General features: G+C 52.7%; 19 protein-coding genes. 9 read left to right on the forward strand and 10 right to left on the reverse strand.

Annotation, left to right across the window (positions count from 1 at the left end; translation table 11 throughout):
• Positions 1-186 precede the first annotated feature (186 nt).
• Together BM185_RS09030 and tcdA are read right to left on the reverse strand one after the other, a co-directional pair.
• Positions 187-2,091, reverse strand: coding sequence for a methyl-accepting chemotaxis protein (locus tag BM185_RS09030; protein ID WP_091962416.1), 1,905 nt, complete (start codon positions 2,089-2,091; stop codon positions 187-189).
• Positions 2,092-2,178: 87 nt separating this feature from the next.
• The gene (tcdA, locus tag BM185_RS09035) at positions 2,179-2,997 is read right to left on the reverse strand and encodes a tRNA cyclic N6-threonylcarbamoyladenosine(37) synthase TcdA (RefSeq protein WP_245751740.1); all 819 of its coding nucleotides are present in this window, start codon (positions 2,995-2,997) and stop codon (positions 2,179-2,181) included.
• Positions 2,998-3,066: 69 nt separating this feature from the next.
• On the opposite strand from tcdA, the gene BM185_RS09040 reads away from it, so the two are divergent.
• From BM185_RS09040 to BM185_RS09070, 7 genes are all read left to right on the forward strand, one after another.
• On the forward strand, positions 3,067-4,218 hold the full coding sequence (locus BM185_RS09040; protein WP_091962419.1) for a class I SAM-dependent RNA methyltransferase: 1,152 nt from the start codon (positions 3,067-3,069) through the stop codon (positions 4,216-4,218).
• A gap of 82 nt (positions 4,219-4,300) precedes the next feature.
• Entirely contained in the window at positions 4,301-4,876 is a 576-nt protein-coding gene (locus tag BM185_RS09045) for an RBBP9/YdeN family alpha/beta hydrolase (protein WP_091962422.1), read from the forward strand.
• 71 nt (positions 4,877-4,947) lie between these two features.
• Entirely contained in the window at positions 4,948-5,877 is a 930-nt protein-coding gene (locus BM185_RS09050) for a pirin family protein (RefSeq protein ID WP_091962423.1), read from the forward strand.
• A 17-nt stretch (positions 5,878-5,894) separates the two neighbouring features.
• Positions 5,895-6,830 (forward strand): NAD(P)-dependent oxidoreductase, encoded by a 936-nt coding sequence (locus tag BM185_RS09055; protein ID WP_091962426.1) that lies wholly within the window; start codon positions 5,895-5,897, stop codon positions 6,828-6,830.
• A 32-nt stretch (positions 6,831-6,862) separates the two neighbouring features.
• On the forward strand, positions 6,863-7,246 hold the full coding sequence (locus BM185_RS09060) for a hypothetical protein (RefSeq protein WP_091962428.1): 384 nt from the start codon (positions 6,863-6,865) through the stop codon (positions 7,244-7,246).
• A gap of 230 nt (positions 7,247-7,476) precedes the next feature.
• Complete coding sequence (locus tag BM185_RS09065) at positions 7,477-9,546, forward strand: TonB-dependent receptor domain-containing protein (protein ID WP_091962431.1); 2,070 nt, start codon at positions 7,477-7,479, stop codon at positions 9,544-9,546.
• A 69-nt stretch (positions 9,547-9,615) separates the two neighbouring features.
• A complete protein-coding gene (locus BM185_RS09070; protein ID WP_091962434.1) occupies positions 9,616-10,302 on the forward strand; it encodes a response regulator transcription factor in 687 nt (228 codons plus the stop codon).
• Here BM185_RS09070 and BM185_RS09075 read toward each other — a convergent pair.
• Complete coding sequence (locus BM185_RS09075) at positions 10,284-11,612, reverse strand: sensor histidine kinase (RefSeq protein ID WP_091962437.1); 1,329 nt, start codon at positions 11,610-11,612, stop codon at positions 10,284-10,286. The genes BM185_RS09070 and BM185_RS09075 overlap by 19 nt on opposite strands.
• Positions 11,613-11,776: 164 nt before the next feature.
• Here BM185_RS09075 and BM185_RS09080 point away from each other — a divergent pair, with 164 nt between their 5' ends.
• Positions 11,777-13,258 (forward strand): hypothetical protein, encoded by a 1,482-nt coding sequence (locus tag BM185_RS09080; protein WP_091962440.1) that lies wholly within the window; start codon positions 11,777-11,779, stop codon positions 13,256-13,258.
• A 61-nt stretch (positions 13,259-13,319) separates the two neighbouring features.
• Here the strand turns inward: BM185_RS09080 and BM185_RS09085 are convergent, their stop codons facing one another.
• Positions 13,320-13,499, reverse strand: coding sequence for a CopG family transcriptional regulator (locus BM185_RS09085; RefSeq protein WP_091962443.1), 180 nt, complete (start codon positions 13,497-13,499; stop codon positions 13,320-13,322).
• Positions 13,500-13,684: 185 nt separating this feature from the next.
• Here BM185_RS09085 and dauA point away from each other — a divergent pair, with 185 nt between their 5' ends.
• Positions 13,685-15,418, forward strand: coding sequence for a C4-dicarboxylic acid transporter DauA (gene dauA / locus BM185_RS09090; RefSeq protein ID WP_091962444.1), 1,734 nt, complete (start codon positions 13,685-13,687; stop codon positions 15,416-15,418).
• Between the two features lie 3 nt (positions 15,419-15,421).
• On the opposite strand, the gene BM185_RS09095 is transcribed toward dauA, so the two are convergent.
• Genes BM185_RS09095 through BM185_RS09115 form a run of 6 tightly spaced genes read right to left on the reverse strand, consistent with a single transcriptional unit; the run spans position 15,422 to position 20,575 of the window.
• Positions 15,422-15,880: a DUF411 domain-containing protein gene (locus tag BM185_RS09095; protein ID WP_091962447.1), complete on the reverse strand. Its 459-nt coding sequence runs from the start codon at positions 15,878-15,880 to the stop codon at positions 15,422-15,424.
• Positions 15,881-15,896: 16 nt separating this feature from the next.
• Positions 15,897-16,022, reverse strand: coding sequence for a hypothetical protein (locus BM185_RS14955; RefSeq protein WP_281247336.1), 126 nt, complete (start codon positions 16,020-16,022; stop codon positions 15,897-15,899).
• A 23-nt stretch (positions 16,023-16,045) separates the two neighbouring features.
• Positions 16,046-16,228, reverse strand: a complete 183-nt coding sequence (locus BM185_RS09100; protein WP_091962449.1) for a hypothetical protein — start codon at positions 16,226-16,228, stop codon at positions 16,046-16,048.
• Entirely contained in the window at positions 16,228-18,489 is a 2,262-nt protein-coding gene (locus BM185_RS09105) for a heavy metal translocating P-type ATPase (protein WP_091962452.1), read from the reverse strand. Before BM185_RS09105 ends, BM185_RS09100 begins: the two co-directional genes overlap by 1 nt.
• A gap of 48 nt (positions 18,490-18,537) precedes the next feature.
• Positions 18,538-20,169, reverse strand: a complete 1,632-nt coding sequence (locus tag BM185_RS09110; RefSeq protein ID WP_091962455.1) for a multicopper oxidase family protein — start codon at positions 20,167-20,169, stop codon at positions 18,538-18,540.
• A gap of 40 nt (positions 20,170-20,209) precedes the next feature.
• The gene (locus BM185_RS09115; protein ID WP_143089504.1) at positions 20,210-20,575 is read right to left on the reverse strand and encodes a hypothetical protein; all 366 of its coding nucleotides are present in this window, start codon (positions 20,573-20,575) and stop codon (positions 20,210-20,212) included.
• Positions 20,576-20,588 lie beyond the last annotated feature (13 nt).

Consider the following 20,588-nt stretch of genomic DNA (forward strand, 5'->3'; position numbering starts at 1 on the left):
TCCTACATGAGTATTTTATTTATGAGCAGATTTTAATTTAGAGAAGGCGAAAGGAAATGTCTCTACGACCTTCGTTATAATCTTGTAACTTTTAAGAATACTAACCACCTGGAAGCGGCCACTCATAAAAAAAGCTGCCATTCACTGGGGAATGGCAGCTTTTAGGTGCTTCTGGTCAGTCGAGAATTAAACCCGAAAACGCCCTACCCGACTATGCAACTGGTTGGCCAGCTCAGCCAGGCGTTCACTGGCGTCGGCAGCTTGAGCTGAATGCTCACCTGTAATTGCCGAAAGATCAGAAATGCTGTGAATGTTGTGATTGATTTCTTCTGCCACAGCACTCTGCTCTTCAGCCGCACTGGCAATCTGGGCATTCATATCATTGATGGTCGCCACAGCCTGATTGATTTTTTCCAAGGCATCGCCAGTTTGTCTGGCCTGCTCTACGGTTTCATCGGCTTTATTGCGATTTAGCTGCATGGCTTCAACCGCTTGGCGTGAACTGCTCTGGAAGTTTTCAATCATGCGGCGAATTTCTTCTGTTGATTCCTGAGTACGCTGAGCCAGTACACGCACTTCATCAGCCACGACCGCAAAACCACGACCATGCTCACCCGCCCTGGCAGCTTCGATTGCTGCATTCAGCGCTAATAGATTGGTTTGATCAGCAATTTCACCGATTACATCCAGTATCTTGCCAATGCTGTCAGCATCCGTTTCCAACTGGTGAATAACCTTAGCAGAGACTTCGACATCTTCAGCAAGCTGATGAATATCTTCCAGAGTACGATCAACAACCCTTTTGCCTTCCAAGGAAGCAGCATTAGAAGTCTCTGCCGCTTGCGAAGCCTGACCGGCATTCCGAGCCACCTCATGAACGGTCGCATTCATTTCATTCATTGCGGTTGCCACCTGCTCGACTTCCGACTGTTGATTTCTAAGTGCCTCATCAGTGGAGCGGGTACTGGAATTAAGCTGGGAAGAGGCCGAAGAAAGCTCACTGGCCGCTGAAGAAACATCACTGATCAGCTCTTGTAGGTTTTTCATCAGGCGATTAAAAGCCTTGGCCGTATCGCCAATTTCATCCTTAGAACGAACATCCAGGCGTCGGGTCAAATCGGCATCCCCAGCGGCAATTGATGAAAGCCCCTTGGATAAAGCTTTCAGAGGTTTGATCAACACCTGAGAATAGACAAAACCCACCACCAGAGTAATTGACAAGGCGATAACCCAGAGTGTCCAGAGTGTCCAATTGAGTCGATTAACTGGCGCATAGAGTTCGCTCAGGGTTTGATCCACGATTAACCCCCAACGAAGACCATAACGCTCTTCCAATTGTGGCAATACACTGGTCATACCAAACTTGTAGCGGCCATCGCCACTCAAAAACTCGGCACCTGAGTGGCCCTGACCCTGGCGTACAGGCGGTTCCATAATCGGGTAGTGGCTCATATCCTCACCAAAGCGACTGGCATCTGGATGACCAATCAACGTCCCCGAACGATTAAATAAGGTAGCCCGCCCGGTTTCACCAATTTGCACCCGGTTCACCAAAGCGATCACTGCTTCCATAGGCATCTGTGCGGCTAAAAAATTTCCGTCTTCAGTGGCATGCAGATAAACCACAAAACGGTTATTGGATGCACCAGGGCGTGCATCCACGTCAATCAGACGCTTACCATCACGATAGGCTGCTAGCCAGTCGCTTCGGGTTGCCACCACACTCTGGCCACTCAGGGTTTGTTGTTCACCCGCTTCAGCAAGGATGGCTCCATTGCTGTCTAGCTTACCCAGCCAGTTAAAGTGCTCGGTGACTTCAAGGCCAGAGGCCAGCTGCTGGTTCGCCAGGTCTGGATCCAGAGAAGTAGCCAGCAAGCGAGCTTCCTGGCCCCTAGCTATCATGAACTCATCCAGCAGATAGGTAATATCATCACCCACACCGGTCAAGGTGGATTGGAGGTTGCTTTCCATACTGGCTTTCATGGTGAAGTAGGTGACACCACCCATAATGGAAAGAGGCAAACTACTGGCCAAAGCAACAAGAACCACTAACTTGAGGGTAATCCCCTTGAAGATCAAAAAACGCATCATCCTAATCCCTGTTTATTTTATGGAAATACACCTGCCAGCATAACGCCAAAAAACCTTGCTGACTGCCCTGTTAAGGATATTTTTTTATCAAGCAATTAATTTTTGCAAGGCCCTCTGGGCTGCCAGCAACCCAAAACTACCAGTGACAAAACTGGCCGAACCAAAACCACTGGCACAATCCAGCTTCATGGCCTCGCCTGCAGGCGGTTTACTGCAGGCAACTGAACCATCAGGTTGTGGATAAATCAGCTGCTCGGTGGAATAAACACATTCAACCTCAAAGCGCCTTTTCGGATTGCGACTGAAGCCATAATCGCGGCGTAGCAGGTTTCTGACTTTCGCCAGCAAAGGGTCCTGAGTGGTTTTTGCCAGGTCAGCTGTAGTGATCTGGCGTGGATCCAACTGCCCCCCGGCACCACCCACCACCACCAGCTTCTGTTTATTCCTTCGACACCAAGCAATTAACCCAGCTTTGACCGGCACCGTATCCGTGGCATCCACCACCACATCAAAGCGTTTGCTACCTTGATGGGTAAGAGATTCTTCCAGGTTCTTCAAGGTCACAAACTGGCTACAAGCTTCCACCTTTAACTCAGGATTAATCTGCAATAGCCGCTCACCCATTACCTCCACCTTGGAGTGACCCACAGTGGTATCCAGAGCATGCAACTGACGATTGATATTACTGGTGCAGACATCATCCAAATCAAACAGAGTGATCTGACCCACGCCTGAGCGCGCTAAAGCTTCTGCCGTCCAGCTACCGACACCACCAATACCGATCACCGCAACTCGGCCAAGAGCCAACCGCTGGAGCCCCTCCAGACCATAAAGACGCGCCATACCGCCAAAGCGAAACAGGTAATCCTGGGATAACGAATTTTGGTGAAACTGCTCTGAACTCAAAATCGGGCCTTTTAGCTGCAAGAAAAGTAAGCGACACTTAAAAAAGCAATTATAACCTGATGAGCACCCATGTATCCTGCCCGAACTGAACAAAACCTGCCTCTACGACCTGGCTGCGAGCCTGCCTGTCCCGGCTGCCCTCATCGGCAGTTAGCTGCTGCTGCCAGTGAGACGCAAAAATTCAACTGGTTACAACAACAGCTAGCACCCTGGCAGGATCGCCTGCAACCGTTAAAGGCTGTTGCTGCTGAAAAGCGCTGGGGTTACCGGGATCGAGTCACTCTGGCTTGCCGCTGGTTACCCGAACAGGGCTGGCAAATCGGCATGCATCTTAAAAACGCCTGGCAGGATGAAGTCTTAGCCATTCCCAATTGCCCTCTGCATACTCCAAGAACCAATCGGTTGATGCAACTACTCGCGGCTTACTTACCGACAGCAGAGACTTTTCCGCTGGCCTGGCTGGTTCAAGCCGGTAGCCAAATCACCCTGGTGGTTAAAAGCCGTAACCAGCCGCCACTGGCATGGCTGGAAGACCTCTATCCTGAAATGGAACGCCTGGGTTACGAAGGGCTTTGGCTGCACCTCAACCCGTCAACCGGAAAAAAGGTACTGGCGAAAAAAACCTGGCAACTGGTCTGGGGGCAGCCACGCTCTCTAGATAGCCAGGGCCTGATCTATGGCCCTCAGGGTTTTCAGCAGCTCCTGCCGGAACTCTATCAACAGGCACTGCAAGAAGCTGAACGCTTCCTGCAACCCGATGACCAAAGTTGTGTGGTGGATCTTTATTCCGGTGCAGGGGCCAGCTTGCAACGCTGGCTAAACCAACAAGCGGCTTGTGTGGGCGTGGAGTCCGGTGGCGAAGCCGTAGAAGCTGCCGCTGATAATGCCCATGAAGCACTGATACTGCGCGGCTATTGCCGAGAGCGCCTGCCGCAAATTCAAGCCTGGGTTGCCAGTACTGACCCTGATCAACAGCAAACCCGACTGCTCTACACCAATCCACCACGCATCGGCATGGAACCTGAGGTGACCCGCTGGGTCAATGAAAGCTACCAGCCAGAACGCCTGGCTTACTTATCTTGCAGTGCCGGCACCCTAAAGCGCGACCTGGAATCCCTAAGCAACTACCAGGTGGTGCGCCTGCAGCCCTACGACTTCTTTCCTCAGACGCGCCATGTAGAAACCCTTGCCCTCCTAAAGTTAACAGCAAAAAGAAATTAAAATATATTTTTATATTCTTTTTTGTTTTATCAAAAATGACTTACCTTAGTCAGCATACCTCTTGAATTAAGGTGAACCCTTCATGACATGCAACAAACACTTTTTGATTCTTCCCGGCTGGCAGGGCTCGGGTGAAGATCATTGGCAAACCCACTGGCAACAGGCCTTGCCGAACAGTTCACGTTTGCAGGTGAAGGACTGGTTGCAGCCTGATCCGCAAGACTGGCGTGAGTCTCTGGAAACCACTCTGAAACAGTTGGATGGCCCCGTGGTGTTGATTGCTCACAGCTTAGGTTGCATCAATCTGGTTAACTGGGCTGAACAGACTCCAACTGCATTGCTGAACAAAATTGAAGCTGCTCTGTTGGTTGCCCCTGCTGATGTGGAAAGGCCAGGCTGCCCAGAAGCACTTAGGCCTTTTGCACCCATCAGCCGCCAACCCCTACCTTTTCCTGCGCTGGTTCTGGGCTCAAAAAATGACCCGGCAGCCAGTGAAGCCCGCATCCATGAATTGGCGGGCAACTGGCAGGTAAGCGCAGAGATTCTCGGTGCGGTTGGGCATATCAATACCGCTTCTGGCCATCATCGTTGGGAAGAGGGCTTTCGCTGGCTTTATCAACTGATTAAGCAGGCTACCCTGTCCACAAAAGCAGCCTAAATTTGCTTTTATTCACCGGCAGTCAGAGACTGGTTATTAGCAACTCCCCTTAAATTCACTAGGGCCAGAACATGAGCAATACTCTGAACTCCGCTGAACAACCCTGTGACAGCAACCAGCAACCCTGCGCTGCTATTGAACTGCAACTCAAACCCAGAGTGACCGACTTGGGCGGCTTTTCTGTCAGACGCTTGCTGCCAACTGCAAAGCGCAAGATGGTTGGCCCCTGGATTTTTTTTGATGAAATGGGTCCGGCGGAATTTGCCGCTGGCTCTGGAATCAAGGTTCGGCCTCACCCACATATCGGTATAGCAACAGTCACCTACCTCTTTGAAGGCGAAATTCTGCACAGAGACTCAGTTGGCAGCCTGCAAGCCATACGACCCGGTGATATCAACCTGATGGTTGCAGGCCGTGGAATCACCCACTCTGAAAGAGAGCGCCCTGAAATCACCCAAGTGGATCATCGACTCCACGGGCTGCAACTCTGGTTGGCTCTGCCCGAACAGGATGAAGAAACCAAACCTTCTTTCCATCACTATGCAGCAGACCAAATCCCTCAAGTTGATATTGAGGACGTAGCTGTTCGGGTAATGATCGGCAGTGCCTATGGAGTCACTTCACCTGTGCGCCAGTTTTCAACAACCCTCTATGTTGAAGCCGACCTGAAAAAAGGCCAAGTTTTGCCCCTTCCTGAAGCAAAAGAAAGAGCCATTTATGTTGCCCAGGGCAGCCTAGTTGCGGAAGGTACTGAGCTTCACACCCATACGCTGACTGTTTTTTCGGATCAGGCCGGGATCACTCTTCAAGCCACCAGCGACTGCCGTATTGCATTGATTGGCGGAGATCCTTTGGGGCGGCGTTATATTGAGTGGAATTTTGTTTCCTCCATTAAAGAGCGCATTGAGCAGGCTAAAGCCGACTGGCGTGCAGGCAACTTTGCCAAAGTAGTCGGGGATGAAGTAGAGTTTATCCCTCTCCCAGAAGATCAAGGAAAGTAAGCAAAAGAGGAAAACCCATGCAAGGTGTACTTTTGGATGCGGCCAGTCTTGGCGAAGGCATTGACCTCTCACCCATCAAAGAGCAATTGAGTGACCTAAGCGTCTGGCCTGTGACACAAGCCAGTGAAGTCAGTCAGCGCCTTCAAGAAGCCGAAGTTGTCATCGTCAACAAGGTGGTCTTGGAACGCACTCATCTGGAAGCAGCCAAACAGCTTAAAGCCATCTGCGTGCTTGCAACCGGCCTGAACAATATCGATCTCAAGGCTGCTGAAGATTTCGGAATTCAGGTGTTTAATGTTCAGGCCTATGGCACCGCCAGTGTGGCTCAACACGCTTTCACCCTGCTTTTGGCCCTGGCAACGCGCCTGACCCAATATCAAAAATCCGTTGCTGCCGGTGATTGGCAAAAGTCCCCTTTCTTTTGTTTGATGCAGTATCCAGTCACCCAACTAGCTGGCAAAAAACTTCTTCTGGTCGGACATGGTGAGTTAGGAAAAGAAGTTGAACGTCTGACGACTGCGCTGGGTATGGAAGTGATGGTCGCAGCCCGACCTGGAAAGTCGAATGACTCCCGCAAGCCCTTTGCCGAGCTGTTGCCGGAAGCGGATGCGGTTTCCTTTCATTGCCCACTGACCGAAGAAACCCGCGATCTCTTGAATGCGGACAACTTGAAAACGGCCAAGCCCGGTTTGCTGGTGGTCAATGCCGCCCGGGGTGGCATTGTTAATGAAGCGGCTGCACTTGAAGCTCTGAGAGAAGGGCGGATCGGCGGTCTAGCAGTAGATGTACTAACTCAGGAACCTCCCAAAGATGGCAACCCTCTATTGGATGCTCTGAGCGAAGACCTCAACCTAATCGTCACGCCTCACAGTGCCTGGATCACACCGGAAGCTCGACAAAAGATTGTTGACCTGACGGCTGAGAACCTGGCCAAAATAAAAGCAGGGCGCTAGAATGCGATAAGATTAAAGCAAGGATCTCATCGTTGAAGTTAAACCGGAATCTGAATACTTGGCTGCTACTCTTTGCCCTGGCCGTGATGGTCAATCGGGTACTAACGCCTTTTTCGGTTCCAGCACTAGTTGTTCACGAAGACGGCTATATTGAAATCTGCGCCTGGCACGGCGGCACCTCACGCGTTCTCCTGGATGCTGAAGGCAATCAGGTTGAATCCGAGCAACCCTTCTCCTACTGCCCGGAATGCACCTCTCCTACTGCCGCCAGCCTGCCCGACCTGGATCTTGCATCGGACCTGCCGCCACCCACTCAGCGGCCACCTGAATTCCAGCTTCATCAGCACCTTGCTGTTTTCACCACCCGACCACCCCCTTCGCGCGCACCGCCCTGTGCTTCCGTGCTTATCGGTTAAGTGCCGAAGCGGTCTTCCCTGCTCATGTCGGCCGCTTCCCGCCTTGCACGATAACACCGACCTGCTGTCTGCCCAGGCTTCAGAGGGAGCTTCCCATTAGGCTCATGTCAGACCTCTTGAACTCTCCAGGCAGCAGGTTCTGTTGTTAACCAATAAAAAAACCCTTAATACCCTCTGCTCTTTACTGAGCCGGAGGTGGTTATCTTGTTGATTTGATTAAAGGGATACTCATGAACACTGCTTTATTTGTGCGCCAACCGCTGAGTCTGGCGCTGGCCTCTTTATGCCTGTCTTTACCCACCAGCCTCTTGGCAGAACAAACATCCAGCCTGCCACCGCTGACCGTGACCGGTCAGGCTTTGGGTTCGGCAACCACTCAGGAAGCCTGGCCAACCGACTCCTCCAGCCCTGCGGCCGATGCCGGTGACTGGCTGCGCCAACAACCCGGCATAGATGCCAACCGCATGGGTGGCCACGGCCTGGATCCGGTCATTCGTGGCCTGGGGCAGAACCGCCTCAATGTGCTGCTGGATGGCGCCTACGTCTTTGGCGGCTGCCCCAATCGCATGGATCCACCCACCGCCTATGCGCCCCTTTACTCCTATGATCGCGTAGTGATCAGTAAAGGCGTGACCACGCTGCGTCATGGCCCTGGTGGCAGTGGTGGCAGCGTACTTTTTGAACGTGATCGGCCTGAATTCTTGCCTGGTGAGCCGCGAGTACGCGGCGAAGTTGGTGGCAGCTACGCCAGCAACGGTGATGCCCTCAAGGGCTGGGCTCATGTCATCACTGGAAGCGAACAGGGCTATCTGCGTGCTTTCGGCGAATACAGTGAGGCCGATAACTATGAAGATGGTGCAGGCCGCGAAATCTGGAGCGGCTATGAAAGCACGCAGGGCGGTTTGATTCTGGGCTGGACACCCAACCAACAAACCTGGCTGGAAGTCACCTATGAAGAAACCCGCGAGCGAGATGTCAAATTTGCCGGTGCCGGCATGGACTCACCCGAGAGTGACAACCGCACCCTGGGGCTGCGCGGGGAATACCTTTGGTCACCGCTGCTAACCCTTTCCGGCAACCTGCATTACAGCCAGGTTGAGCATGTGATGGATAACTACAGTCTGCGACCAGATGCCACTATGCAAATGCGTGTCCCCACCACTTCCGACACCCTGACCGGTCGCTTGATGGCCGAATACCAACTCGGCCCCAATCAGTTCACAGGCGGTTTGAACCTGATTCAAAATAAGCGTGAAGCCACACTCACCAATACGGCCAACGGCATGGATATCGCTTTCATGTGGCCTCAAGTCACTCAGCGCTCTATGGGTGCCTTTGCCGAAGTTGAGCATCTAATCGGCTCCGATAAACGCGCGTTTGCTGGTGTCCGCCTGGATCATGTCGATTCCTCTGCGGATAAAACCCAGGCGCAACCCGACCCTGGCTGGTCAAAGTCGCCCGCCCAACTTTATGAAGATGCCTATGGCTTCACCGGCTCAGCGGACCAAGAGGAATGGTTAACGGGAGCTTTTGTGCGCTTTGAAAAGGATATCGGCAGCTGGCAACGCGCTTTTGTCAGCGCCAGCCGCAGCCAAAGAGTGGGTGATGCCAGTGAGCTTTATATGGCACGCATTGCCAATGGGGGTAATGATCAGTGGGTTGGTAACCCGGACCTGAACCCGGAAACCAGCCACCAACTGGATATTGGGATGCTGGGCAAAAGCCAGCGCTTGGATTACTCTGCTGTCGCCTTTAGCAACTGGGTCAGCGATTATATTTACCGAGACCAGGGCGCAATCGGCACCTATGACGGTGCCAGCCATTACCGCAATATCAGTGCTGCCCTTTATGGCATCGAGCTGGAAGCCACCCTGCGCTATGCCGAGCACTGGGAAACCCGAGGTCACCTGAATGCCCTGCGTGGTGACAACCGCAGTGATGGTGGCCCCCTGGCGCAGATTTCACCCTATAACGGACAGGTCTCTCAACACTGGATCAGTGATGCATGGGAAGCCCTGCTGCGGGTTCGCTTTGCTGCCAAACAGGATCGCCTGAATACACCCGCAGGTGAAGAGGCCACTTCCAGCTATGCGGTATTGGATCTACAGGCTGACTGGAACCCACGCAAAGACCTGAAGCTCTCTGTCGGGGTCGATAACCTGCTGGACAAGGAGTACGCCAACTTTATTAACCGCAATGCGGCTGGCAGCGACCCCCTGAATAGCGGTGATAATAAACTGAGCGGCACCCTGACGGAACCTGGTCGCAGTATCTGGGTTAGTGCCCGCTATCAGTTCTGAATAAAACCCTTGATTTGCAGTGATGCTTGCCCGACCATTTGGTCGGGCTTTTTCAAAGGAAAACAGAGCATGTACCTACTGCTGGTTGAAGATGACCAACGCCTGACGCGGCTACTCAAACATCTGATCACACGCGAAGGCCATACTCTGGATGTTGCTACTGATGGTCACCTGGCACGCAGTTTTTTAAAAGAAGGGCGTTACGACCTGCTGATTCTGGACTGGATGCTGCCCGGCGTATCCGGCATAGATCTCTGCCGCGAAGCGCGCCAGTCAGGGTTTAATGGTGGCATTCTAATGCTCACGGCAAAAGATAGCCTGGAAGATCGTTTACAAGGCTTTTCTACTGGAGCCGATGACTACCTGCTTAAGCCCTTTGAGCCACCCGAACTCCTGGCACGGATTGAGGCTTTGGGCCGCCGAGTTCACCTCACCTTACAGGAGCAATTGCTTCAAGCTGGCAACTGGCTGCTAGATTGCAGTACACGGTGCATTGGCATTCAGGGTGGCAGTCAGGCAGAGCTAACCCAACGCGAATTTCAGTTGCTAGAACTCTTGATGCGCAAGGCGGGGCAGTGTCTACCCAGAGAGATCATTTTTGATCGAGTCTGGGGACGAGACCAGGCCGTAACCGATAACACTCTGGATGCCACTTTACGCCTGCTGCGCAAAAAGCTGTCAGCTTTGGCACCCGGCCAGCAGCCCATCGAAACCCTGCGCGGCCTGGGTTATCGTTTTCAGGCCGATCGAAAGTAAAGATACAAGCGAGTGCCCTCACCCGTTGAGGTCACCAGTTCAGCAGTTGCTCCTTGTAGTTCAGCCAATTCATGAATCAGAGCCAGGCCCAAACCAGCCCCCTGCTGATTACGCTGGCGAGCCGGATCCGCCCGATAAAATCGCTGAAAAGCGCGTTCTGCTTCTTCGGGACTCATGCCAGGTCCGGTATCGGCAATCAGTACTGCAGCCTGCCCTTTTTCTCGACAGGCTTTTAGCAGCACCTCGCCTCCGGCTGGCGTGTAGGTCAAGGCATTTTCCAGAGCAGCATCCAGCATCCGCTGAAAAAGGTCCTGGTCTGCCCTGATCGGGACGGATTCATCCACTTCACAAACCAGTTGCAAGCCTTTACCCTCAGCTCGTTTGGCATAGAGGCGTAGCTTCTGCTGTAAAATTTCAGCCGGATCAAAAGTCGTCATCACCGGCTCGATAGCCGCAGCATCGGCTCGTGCCAGCAGCAAAAGCTCCTCGGCTAAACGGCTCAGGCGACGCGTTTCATCCAGCGCATCGTCCAGCGTTTCGCGGTGAAATTCAGCCAACTGCGAGCCAGCTTCATCACGCACCACAGTTAATGCCGTGGTCATCACCGTCAAGGGGGCGCGTAACTCATGGGAAGCATCCGCAATAAAGCGGCGCTGCTGCTGCAAAGCCAGGCGCAAAGGCTGCAGGCTGCGATCCGCCATCCACCAGCCACCCACACTGGCCAGAAAAACCAGCCCTATTAACAGCAAAAAGCTGGTGATCAGCAACTGATCCAGATGCGAAAGACTGCCGCCCACATCCGTGGCGGCATAGACACTGCCCAGATAAGCCCCTTCATGCTTCACTGGATAACGCAGCAGTGCCAGCCGTAGACTGGGCTCATCCTCGGGATAAAGGTTTTCAAAAACGACTTCACCCCTGGGAAGCTGGTTGTTCTTGAGCAAACCCAAAACGTCTGAGCGCAACTCCGGCTGGGTCTCATTGCCATGCACCAGCTCACTGTCGCTACTTAGAATGTAATAAAAAGCTGTGCGATGAGAACGCAGCCCGATTTGTACATCCGCAGCCGTCATTTGACCCTCAGCCCAGCGCTGCAGATCCGGTAGATGCACCCCGGCTTCCTTGTGCGCCAGCTGCTGCAACTCGGTTTTCAGTGCCTGCTTGACCAGCGCCGAATGCACCCAGTAGCCCCCGGCAAGAATCACGACCAGACCCACAGCCATGCCCAATGCATAGCCCCGCGCCAGCTTCCAGCGGCTGGCTTTAAGGAATTCACCTTCCGGCTTTGGTGAGCCTAATGACTGGGGCATGAATAAAAACCTGAACAAAGAAAAGTATAAAGCCAGTTTACCAGCCCTGGCTGAAATTCATCTGAAAAAACGACTTGCTGCTTTTCAGTTGAATTTCAGACAAGACAGTTAAGCTGCAGGTGTCGTTCAATCCTATCCGAATCAACGCAAGAGGCTATTCAGCTATGCAAACAAGAACGCGCTCGACGCTTCCCTTCTTTAAAGTCAGTCTGGCAACAGCTGCCCTGCTGGGGCTTGCAGCCTGTGCCAGTCAGGATCAACAGCCCAACTACACCAGCCTACCTGCTGCTGAAGGCATGAACCTGCTGATTCCGGCTCAGGTCAGTGACGAGGGCGAAGCGCTGTTTTACAACCAGGCGCTCTATCATCGTGACTATTCTGCCGTACAACACGCCCTGGCCAGTGCCGGGCGGGTGATGCGCTCCAGTGAGATGGGACATGAAGCCTACTACCCCAACCTGGCTGGCGAACCCATGAAAGCCCAGGGCGAACACTGGCTGGGCGTGATGCAGGCTGCCAACAGCTTTTTAACGGCTGAAGGCTTTGCTGGAACCCAAGTACAAGCCGAAGGCCAGTGGCAACCCGGCCGAGACCTGCGCCTGAATGAACTGGCCCAGGCCGCCTTCAGCTACCATATGCACCACAGTGGTGGACGCTGGGAAGGTGCAGGTCTTTATGACGAAATCACCTACTCGCCCGCTGCCTACCTAGCCGCCATCCCTCGCCACCTGAATGCTAACCACTTTAGTGATGGCGCTTTTCATGATCTGAACGGTGAAGTGTCTCCTGCCAGCATGGCTTATGGCCTGGATGTCCTCCACAGCCTCAGTTATTCCTGGGTTCGCTGGCACAAACCTGGCGGTGCGGATGATATGGGCCAGTTGACCGAAGAGCGTATGGCCGGTGTGCACGGCATTACCAAAGAAGAACTGGTTAACCAGGCGCGTGAACTGGCCGTCACCTTGAATTCGGCCTGGAATACCGAAACAACCTGCTATGATTTTGGCCAGGGCACTACCTATAGCCTGGATGAGTTCGGCAGCCTGGTACGCGGCCACAAAGGACTCTATGAAATCCTCTATGTCTTTGGCAACGCCGAAGACAAGCAAACCGCCGAACAGCTATTCAATCGTAATGCCGATATGCTGCTGGCCCTTCTCAACAGTGACGAAGTGCTTCAGCCCTGGGGCATGGTGTCCAAAGTACACTTCACTGAAGAAGGCGTGGAAGCGGCCAGTGATCGAGTGGAAACCGAAACCCAGTGGCGCTTTGTCAATCACCTGACCGGTGGCTTTGGTCCACTGCGTGAGCGCGAAGGTACTTCCAGCTTCCTGGAAACCCGCCCAGAGCTGGGTGAAGCCGTAGGTCGCGTCAATGATCAACTCTTCCAGGCCGCTCTGGATTATCAACTGGCGGATGACCTGATGGTACGCCGTTTGGACTTCAACACGGGTGAAGTCACGGATGCGCGTAAACAGGTCGCCAGCATTGCCTGGTATGTGACTGCCGTAGGCAATGGCTATCGCAGTGGTGATCAGTTTGATCGCCCTGGCAGCTGGGAAGGCAACTCGGAGCTGGAAGAGCGCAGCCGCAGCCTCTATGGCAGTCTGCGCAGCAACAACGACTGGCTGCTAAACCAGCTGTAATTTTTCTGAGGCAGCAAAGTAGCGTTAGAAGCCTTTTGCCCGGCCAATTGGTCGGGCTTTTTTACGGTTGCTTTTTATCCTGTTGCGTGGGGTAGTCAACACCATGCTCACTCAGGTACTCGCGAATCAGTTTACGCACCACCTGCGAGGGGGTCAGGTCTTGTAGAGCGCAGAGCTCTTCAAAGGCTTTTTTCTTGTGAGGATCAATCAACAGGGTTAAACGCGCCGTTTTCTTTTCCATCCAACACCTCATAAATCATTAACATCAAATGTTAATGTTCAACTCTCGCTTTTGCAACTTGAACACCTGTTTCCATTTGGCAGCAAGACTAAATGACGAGAGGGAGCTTTTGTATTGGATGAAAACTATATGTTAATGTTTTTAACATCTGATTAGCTATCCATACAATTCGGCAGGCTTCCCTCATGGCACAGTCCAAACGTCAATTTCGTCTCCCTGCAATAGGAACAGGCCTGACTGCTGCCTGGAAAGCAGGTTATTCACTTCAGGATTTACGCAGTGATGTTCTGGCCGGACTGACCATAGGGACAGTGGCAGTACCTCTATCCATGGCTTTGGCTATCGCCACAGGGGTCGCACCTCAGCATGGGCTCTATACCGCGATAGTAGCCGGGGCCATTATCGCGCTGACCGGCGGTTCACGTTTTAATGTGTCCGGTCCCACGGCCGCCTTTGTGGTGATTCTTTTCCCCATTGTCCAGCAGTTTGGTTTGGGTGGTCTGCTCCTCGCAACCCTGATGGCTGGCTTAATTTTGGTCGCTCTGGGGGTAACGGGCATGGGGCGACTGATTCAATTTGTGCCCTATCCGGTGATTCTGGGCTTTACTGCCGGGATTGCGGTGGTCATTGCCACGCTGCAATTGCCGGATTTTCTGGGTTTGGAAATCGATCAGATGAGTGCGCACTATCTCGATAACCTCGCGCATATTTTTTCAGCACTGACCACCATCAATGCAACAGAAGTTGGAATTGGCGCCTTCACCCTGGCTGTGCTGCTGCTCTGGCCACGCTTAAAAATGGCTATTCCAGCGCCTCTGGTTGGGCTAGTGCTGGGCGCACTGGCAGCCTGGCTGGTGAATCATTTTTTTGCCGCTGGTGGTGGTGTCGAAACCATCGCTTCACGCTTTAGCTGGGAAATCGATGGCGTCAGTGGCACGGGCATTCCTCCCCTTCCCCCTACCTTGCTTCTGCCCTGGTCATTGCCGGGGCCCGATGGTCAGCCACTAGTGGTTGATTTTGCCTTAATTCGCGCCCTGTTGGGACCGGCTTTTGCGATTGCCATGCTGGGGGCCATTGAATCCCTGCTGTGTGCAGTGGTCGCTGATGGTTTGACCAAAACCCGTCATGACCCCAACGCTGAACTGATTGGCCAGGGCCTGGGGAATATTGCTGCGCCCTTCTTCGGTGGTATTACCGCGACCGCAGCGATTGCCCGCACCGCAACCAATGTGCGCTCTGGTGCGCGCTCGCCTATCGCAGCCTTTATTCATGCCCTGGTGGTTTTACTGACCATTGTCGCTCTGGCTGGTTTGTTGGGTCTGGTGCCCATGGCAGCTCTAGCGGCGCTGCTGTTTATTGTTGCCTGGAACATGAGTGAAGCCCGGCACTTTATGCATACCCTGCGCTCTGCACCTGCGGGGGATGTGGCAATCCTGCTGATTTGCTTTGGTCTGACGGTTATTTTCGACATGGTGCTTGCTGTTGCTGTGGGCATTGGCCTGGCAGCGGCCCTGTTTATACGCCGCATGGCCTTGCTCACCAATACAGGCCTTTTGACCAGAGACAGCCACCCGCAGATCCAGGGCCTGCCAGATGAAGTGGCTGTTTATGATATTGATGGCCCCCTCTTCTTTGCCGCAGCTGAAAAAGCACTGACCTCCTTGCGTCTGGTTGATCCAAAAATCAAAACCATCATTCTGGATATGCAGGACGTGCCCAGCATGGACGGCACGGCCATCCTGGCCCTGGAGTCGCTGGTCAAGGATATGCAAAAAGATGATGTGAAGTTGATTTTGGTTGGGCTACCCGGGCGCATATTGGTCAAACTAAAGCGTGCCGGCATTCGCCGCACCAAAGGAAAGCTGGCTGCTTGCCACCATTTGGAAGCAGCCAGAAAGCGGGCTTTAGCCTGGCAGTAATACTTACTGGTTGTACTCAGCCCAAACTTGTCGGGTTTGATTGTCCAAGTCAAAACCCAGCACTTGATAGGCATCAACCTGACCGGTTTCCATGCCAGGTGAGCCATGTGGCATGCCCGGAACGGTCAAGCCAGAAAGTGCAGGACGCTCTTTCAATAAGCGCTGAATATCCGAAGCAGGCACATGCCCTTCAATGATGTAGCCATCTATCAAAGCGGTATGGCAGGATGCCAACTCATAGGGCAAGCCCAGTTCCTGCTTTTTACTGTTGAGATCACGCAGATTGGTGTATTCCACCTTGAAACCCGCTTCTTCTACATGCTCGATCCAGTCATCACAACAGCCACAGGTTTCTGATTTATAAACATGCATCACCGGCTCGGCCATCAGTTTACCCGCCAACACTGCTCCCAGAAGTACCAGGGAGGGCAGCACCCCGTAAACCCAAAATTGTTTTTGCATACTCCTTCCCCAAAAATTATTTAGTGAAAAGATATTTTAAAAGCGCTGCAATGCCCAAAGTCATCAACAGCAAAAAAGCCCAACCCATAAGACTAAAGGGCAGACCGCTCATCATGTGCATACCTTCATTAGAGTGCATCATTATTCATTCCTCTTCGAGTTAGTTTATTCCGGCGGGTTGTTTTCATGTTTAGAGTCTTTTTTAGAGTGCATAAACAAGTGGATAGCCATGCAGGCAAGCATGGGCGCCAACAGCCATAAACCCGTACCTGTCTGTGTAAAAAATACCAAGCTGGCTCCCACCATAACCAAGCACATGACCAACATACTTACGTGATGGCTTTTCATTAGCTGCTCCTTCCAACCAAGGGTTTAAAACTGCGTTTAAGCAGCATGGAGTTCCCGATCACGGAAAGAGAGCTGGCCGTCATGGCAACCACACCAATCATCGGGTGCAAAAGCCCTAGGGCAGCAATCGGAATGGCAGCCAGATTGTAAGCACTGGCCCAGACCAGATTTTGGACAATCTTGCCAAAGGTTGCCTTGGATAGTTTCATGGCTTCGACCACACCCGTCAGTTCTCCCTTAACCAGGGTGACATCGGCAGCTTCAATCGCCACATCGGCCCCGGCACCTATGGCAATACCGACATTGGCCTGGGTCAAGGCAGGTGCATCATTGATACCATCACCCACCATGGCCACCACCTGGCCGTATTTTTCCTGAAGCTCGCGTACCGCCGTAACCTTGTCTTCCGGCAGGACTTCTGCATAGACCTCATCGATCCCTACTTCATCCGCCACAGCTTGAGCCGCTCGCTGATTATCACCGGTCAGCATTACCACTCTAAGTCCCATTTGATGCATTTCTCGAATCGCAGCAGTTGACTCTTCTTTAAGGGTATCGGCCACTGCTAATAGGCCCTGCAACTGGTTATCCGCAGCCAGCAGAATGACTGTTCGACCCTGAGCTTCCAGTTGTTGCATGGCCTCTTGTAAATCCGGCAAGCCCTGGACACCTGCTTCTTCCAGCAAACGGTAATTACCAATCAGAATTTTTTGCCCTTCAACGTCACCGGCTACTCCTCTTGCCCCGGTTGACTGGAAGGACTGAACCTCAGCAAGTTGCATTTCCTTATTTTCTGCTGCCGCTACTATTGCCCTTGCTATGGGGTGCTCGGATGCCTTTTCAACACTGGCTGCCAACTGCAGGAGTCGATCCTCACTGACACCTTGAGCAGCTTGAATAGCTGTTAATTCAGGCTCACCACGGGTAATCGTTCCCGTCTTATCCAGCACGATGACTTTAATATCCTTGAAAGTCTGAATCGCCTCCCCGGAACGGATCAGAATACCTCTTTCCGCCCCTATTCCCGAACCCACCATCAGGGCCGTGGGTGTCGCTAGCCCCAGCGCACAGGGACAGGCAATAACCAATACCGCAATGGCAGCCAGAAGCCCCAACAAGGGCGCAGTGGTTTCGGCGTTAACCCAAGGGAGGAAACCTTCACCCCAGAAGAGTATTGGCCGTAAAGAATCGGCAAACAGCCACCAGCTCACCAGGCTAAACAGGGCGACCAAAATAACCAGAGGAACAAAACGTCCCGTCATCCGATCGGCAAACTCCTGAATCGGTACTCGGGCACCCTGGGCCTGATCAATTAATTTCACAACCTGGGATAAAAAGGTGTCGCCGCCAATGCGGGTCACCTTGACCTTAAGCCGTCCTTCCTTATTCAGAGTCGCCCCGATCACTGAATCACCCGTGGCCTTGTAAACAGGCAGAGATTCTCCAGTGGCTAGGGATTCATCAAGATGGCTTTCTCCATCGACAATTTCACCATCAGTAGGCACCTTATCACCGGGACGCACCAGCATAATATCGCCGAGTTGAAGCTCTTTGACTGAAACCTCTTCTTCCTTGCCATCACGCTCAATCCGAGCAGTTTTGGCACCCAAAGTCATCAGTTTTTTTATCGCCTGGGAGGCTCTTCCCTTAGCCAAAGCTTCCAGATAACGGCCTAACAGATGAAAGGTCACAATGGTTGCCGCCATTTCAATAAAGGAGGTCATGGGGAAAATAAAGCCCAGCAACCCCAGAAGATAGGGTGGCAGGCTACCCATGGAAATCAGCACATCCATATTAAAGGTGCCGTTTTTCAGGGAACGCCAGGAGGCTTTATGGGTTGCTGCACCGCCGTAAAGAAAAACCACAGGAAAAGCCAGAAGCGCAATAATCAACAAATATCCGGGCAAGGGCTGCCAGAACATATGCGGCAACATCAGCAGCATAATCAGCGTGGTCGGAATAGCGGCAATCCACAAACGCTTCTTGGCCTGAGACAGGTAGGAAGCTTCAATTTCTTCACCCGACTGTTCAGACTCTTCATCCTCGGCTTTGACGCTGGCTACATCATAACCAGCCCCCTCAACGGCTTCACGTAAAGCCTTTTGATCTGGCCCCTGGGCATCAACAGAGACCAAAACCTGATGACGGGCAATATTGATTTCTATGGCCTCAATACCTTTCAAACGTTGCAGGGTTTCTCGGACAATACCTCCACAGTGATTGGAGCCCATGCCAGGAACGATTAGCTCAATTTGACTCATTACTTGATCCCCTTTCGGTTTGGCCCGGCAATCAGCCGGGCCCAGCCATTAACTGATCAAGATACTGGCCATCATGCCCAGCTCTTCATGCTCAATGATATGGCAGTGGAACATCCACTCTCCTGGTTCTTCAAAAACCATTTTCAGTTTCAGTTTCTGAAAGGGTTTCAGGTTCACTGTATCCTGCCAGGCGCGGTAGTCAGGCGAGCGCCAGGCACCATCCTGCTCTTGTAGGGCAACCACCTGGAAGTGAGTGCCATGCACATGGAAGGGATGATCCATATGGGAGTTATTAAAAACTTCCCACTCCTCAACTTCATCCATCTTGCCTTCAAACATGATTTCACCCATCTTGAAGGCCTTGCCGTTAATCAGAAAATCAATCGGTGGACGACCCTTGGCATGGTCTGCATGATCGCCATGCCCCTCGTGTTGGCCATGATTTCCATGACCCCCGTGGTTACCGTGACTGCCATGACCTCCATGACCTCCATGACCTCCATGACCTCCATGACCTCCATGACCTCCATGACCTCCACCGTGCATTTCACCGTGAGGCATTTCTTCAGTAAGCTCCACCAGGCGTTGTACTTTCGCTTCACCCAGGGGCTGAATTTCTCTCAGTTGCCGAGGCAGGCTAATCTCTGAACGCACGGCAGCAGCACTGGTCACCAGTGTTAGTAGGGTTTCTGTCTGGCGATAGTGTTCTGGCTCTGGCCCCATCCAGTCACGGTCATAGGGCAGGTTCAAAAACTTGAAGCTACGCTCTTTGCGTTCACTGGCTCTGACCAGCAGATCACAGCGCTGGCCGGGAACCAGCAGGAGTTCATCCTTGGCAACCGCCTGCTCCAGATAACCACCATCTGTACCGATCAGTTGCAGACCATGCTCCTGAAGATTGAGGCGCAGATAGCGCCCGGCACAGGCATTGACCATGCGCAGACGAAAGGTTTCGCCCGGAGCCACTTCCAGTTCCGGGTTGCGCTGACCATTAACCAGAAGAAGATTGCCTTCACGGCCATTCATCCAGTCAATGTGGGTATGCGGGGCTACCTGAGCCTGATCATCCAGACGCAAATCAGTAACCACCAGCAAATGCGCAGCAATTTCTGACGGCACCGGGTCGTTTTTGGGCTTCACCAGAAAAACACCGGCCAGACTATGAGCAATCTGCTCGGCCAGATAATCATGCGGGTGGGGATGAAACCAATGCAGCCCAGCATTGCCTTCGGGAACAGTGAAAGCATAGGTCTTGCTGCCCTGCGAAGGAATCAAATCATGGGGTCCGCCATCCTGATCAGCAGGCACCTTCACTCCGTGCCAGTGAATCGTGGTGGGCTGATGCAGATGGTTTTCAACAGCCACTTCCACCTGTCCGCCTTCAGTCACTTCAATCACCGGAGCCAGCTTGTTGTTATACAGCCAAAGCTCGGTTTTTTTGCCTTCCAGTAGGGGAACTTCAGTGGGAGCAATACGCACTGAGGTCTTGAAATCAGGTGCGGCCAACTGGTTATTCAAGCGTGGCAGCTGTGCTAGCGGCTGGTTTTCAGGCAGCCCCTGCGGGCCCAGGCTGGCAGCAGCAGAGTGAGCAGCATGATCATGACCGCGGGGCATACAGGCAGCCAGGGGGGTGAGCATTAAGCCCAGTGCGCTTAAGCGCAGAAAGTCGCGACGTTGCATAGTGAGTGACCTCTTTGAAATCGAAGAAAAAGTTGTTTTTTCAGGCTTCAAAGAGGTGTTTGGGAGGACGTTCAATCCGTGTTCCCAAGCCTTGGCTAAAAGGCCTGGAGAAAATCAAAGGGCTTTCAGCTGCCCTCAGGTTAAGCGTTGGCAAGCTAGTCAGAACACCAGAGCAATTACTGCATTGAATACAAAGATTGCCCAGACACTCACCATCAGACATATCTGACAACTGATGACTGGAATGCATCTGATGGGTTTCTGAACAGGGTGCTTCTGAAGTAATTTCAGTAGGTTGGGAAGCAGGCATGGCCATTGAATGCACGGAGGGAAACCAGGACAACAGCAGGAGCACCAGCAGCAAACGGCTGATGTATCCTTTTTTATGTCCTGAAATTGGTTTCATTAACGGGCATCCC

Source organism: Marinospirillum celere, from assembly GCF_900112235.1.
Classification (GTDB): domain Bacteria; phylum Pseudomonadota; class Gammaproteobacteria; order Pseudomonadales; family Halomonadaceae; genus Marinospirillum; species Marinospirillum celere.

Excerpts from the sequence above, each read along its gene's own strand:
- BM185_RS09030 (WP_091962416.1), bottom strand. The coding sequence starts at position 2,091 with ATGATGCGTTTTTTGATCTTCAAGGGGATTACCCTCAAGTTAGTGGTT.
- BM185_RS09040 (WP_091962419.1), top strand. The coding sequence starts at position 3,067 with ATGTATCCTGCCCGAACTGAACAAAACCTGCCTCTACGACCTGGCTGC.
- BM185_RS09045 (WP_091962422.1), top strand. The coding sequence starts at position 4,301 with ATGACATGCAACAAACACTTTTTGATTCTTCCCGGCTGGCAGGGCTCG.
- BM185_RS09050 (WP_091962423.1), top strand. The coding sequence starts at position 4,948 with ATGAGCAATACTCTGAACTCCGCTGAACAACCCTGTGACAGCAACCAG.
- BM185_RS09055 (WP_091962426.1), top strand. The coding sequence starts at position 5,895 with ATGCAAGGTGTACTTTTGGATGCGGCCAGTCTTGGCGAAGGCATTGAC.
- BM185_RS09065 (WP_091962431.1), top strand. The coding sequence starts at position 7,477 with ATGAACACTGCTTTATTTGTGCGCCAACCGCTGAGTCTGGCGCTGGCC.
- BM185_RS09070 (WP_091962434.1), top strand. The coding sequence starts at position 9,616 with ATGTACCTACTGCTGGTTGAAGATGACCAACGCCTGACGCGGCTACTC.
- BM185_RS09075 (WP_091962437.1), bottom strand. The coding sequence starts at position 11,612 with ATGCCCCAGTCATTAGGCTCACCAAAGCCGGAAGGTGAATTCCTTAAA.
- BM185_RS09080 (WP_091962440.1), top strand. The coding sequence starts at position 11,777 with ATGCAAACAAGAACGCGCTCGACGCTTCCCTTCTTTAAAGTCAGTCTG.
- BM185_RS09085 (WP_091962443.1), bottom strand. The coding sequence starts at position 13,499 with ATGGAAAAGAAAACGGCGCGTTTAACCCTGTTGATTGATCCTCACAAG.
- dauA (WP_091962444.1), top strand. The coding sequence starts at position 13,685 with ATGGCACAGTCCAAACGTCAATTTCGTCTCCCTGCAATAGGAACAGGC.
- BM185_RS09095 (WP_091962447.1), bottom strand. The coding sequence starts at position 15,880 with ATGCAAAAACAATTTTGGGTTTACGGGGTGCTGCCCTCCCTGGTACTT.
- BM185_RS14955 (WP_281247336.1), bottom strand. The coding sequence starts at position 16,022 with ATGATGCACTCTAATGAAGGTATGCACATGATGAGCGGTCTGCCCTTT.
- BM185_RS09100 (WP_091962449.1), bottom strand. The coding sequence starts at position 16,228 with ATGAAAAGCCATCACGTAAGTATGTTGGTCATGTGCTTGGTTATGGTG.
- BM185_RS09105 (WP_091962452.1), bottom strand. The coding sequence starts at position 18,489 with ATGAGTCAAATTGAGCTAATCGTTCCTGGCATGGGCTCCAATCACTGT.
- BM185_RS09110 (WP_091962455.1), bottom strand. The coding sequence starts at position 20,169 with ATGCAACGTCGCGACTTTCTGCGCTTAAGCGCACTGGGCTTAATGCTC.
- BM185_RS09115 (WP_143089504.1), bottom strand. The coding sequence starts at position 20,575 with ATGAAACCAATTTCAGGACATAAAAAAGGATACATCAGCCGTTTGCTG.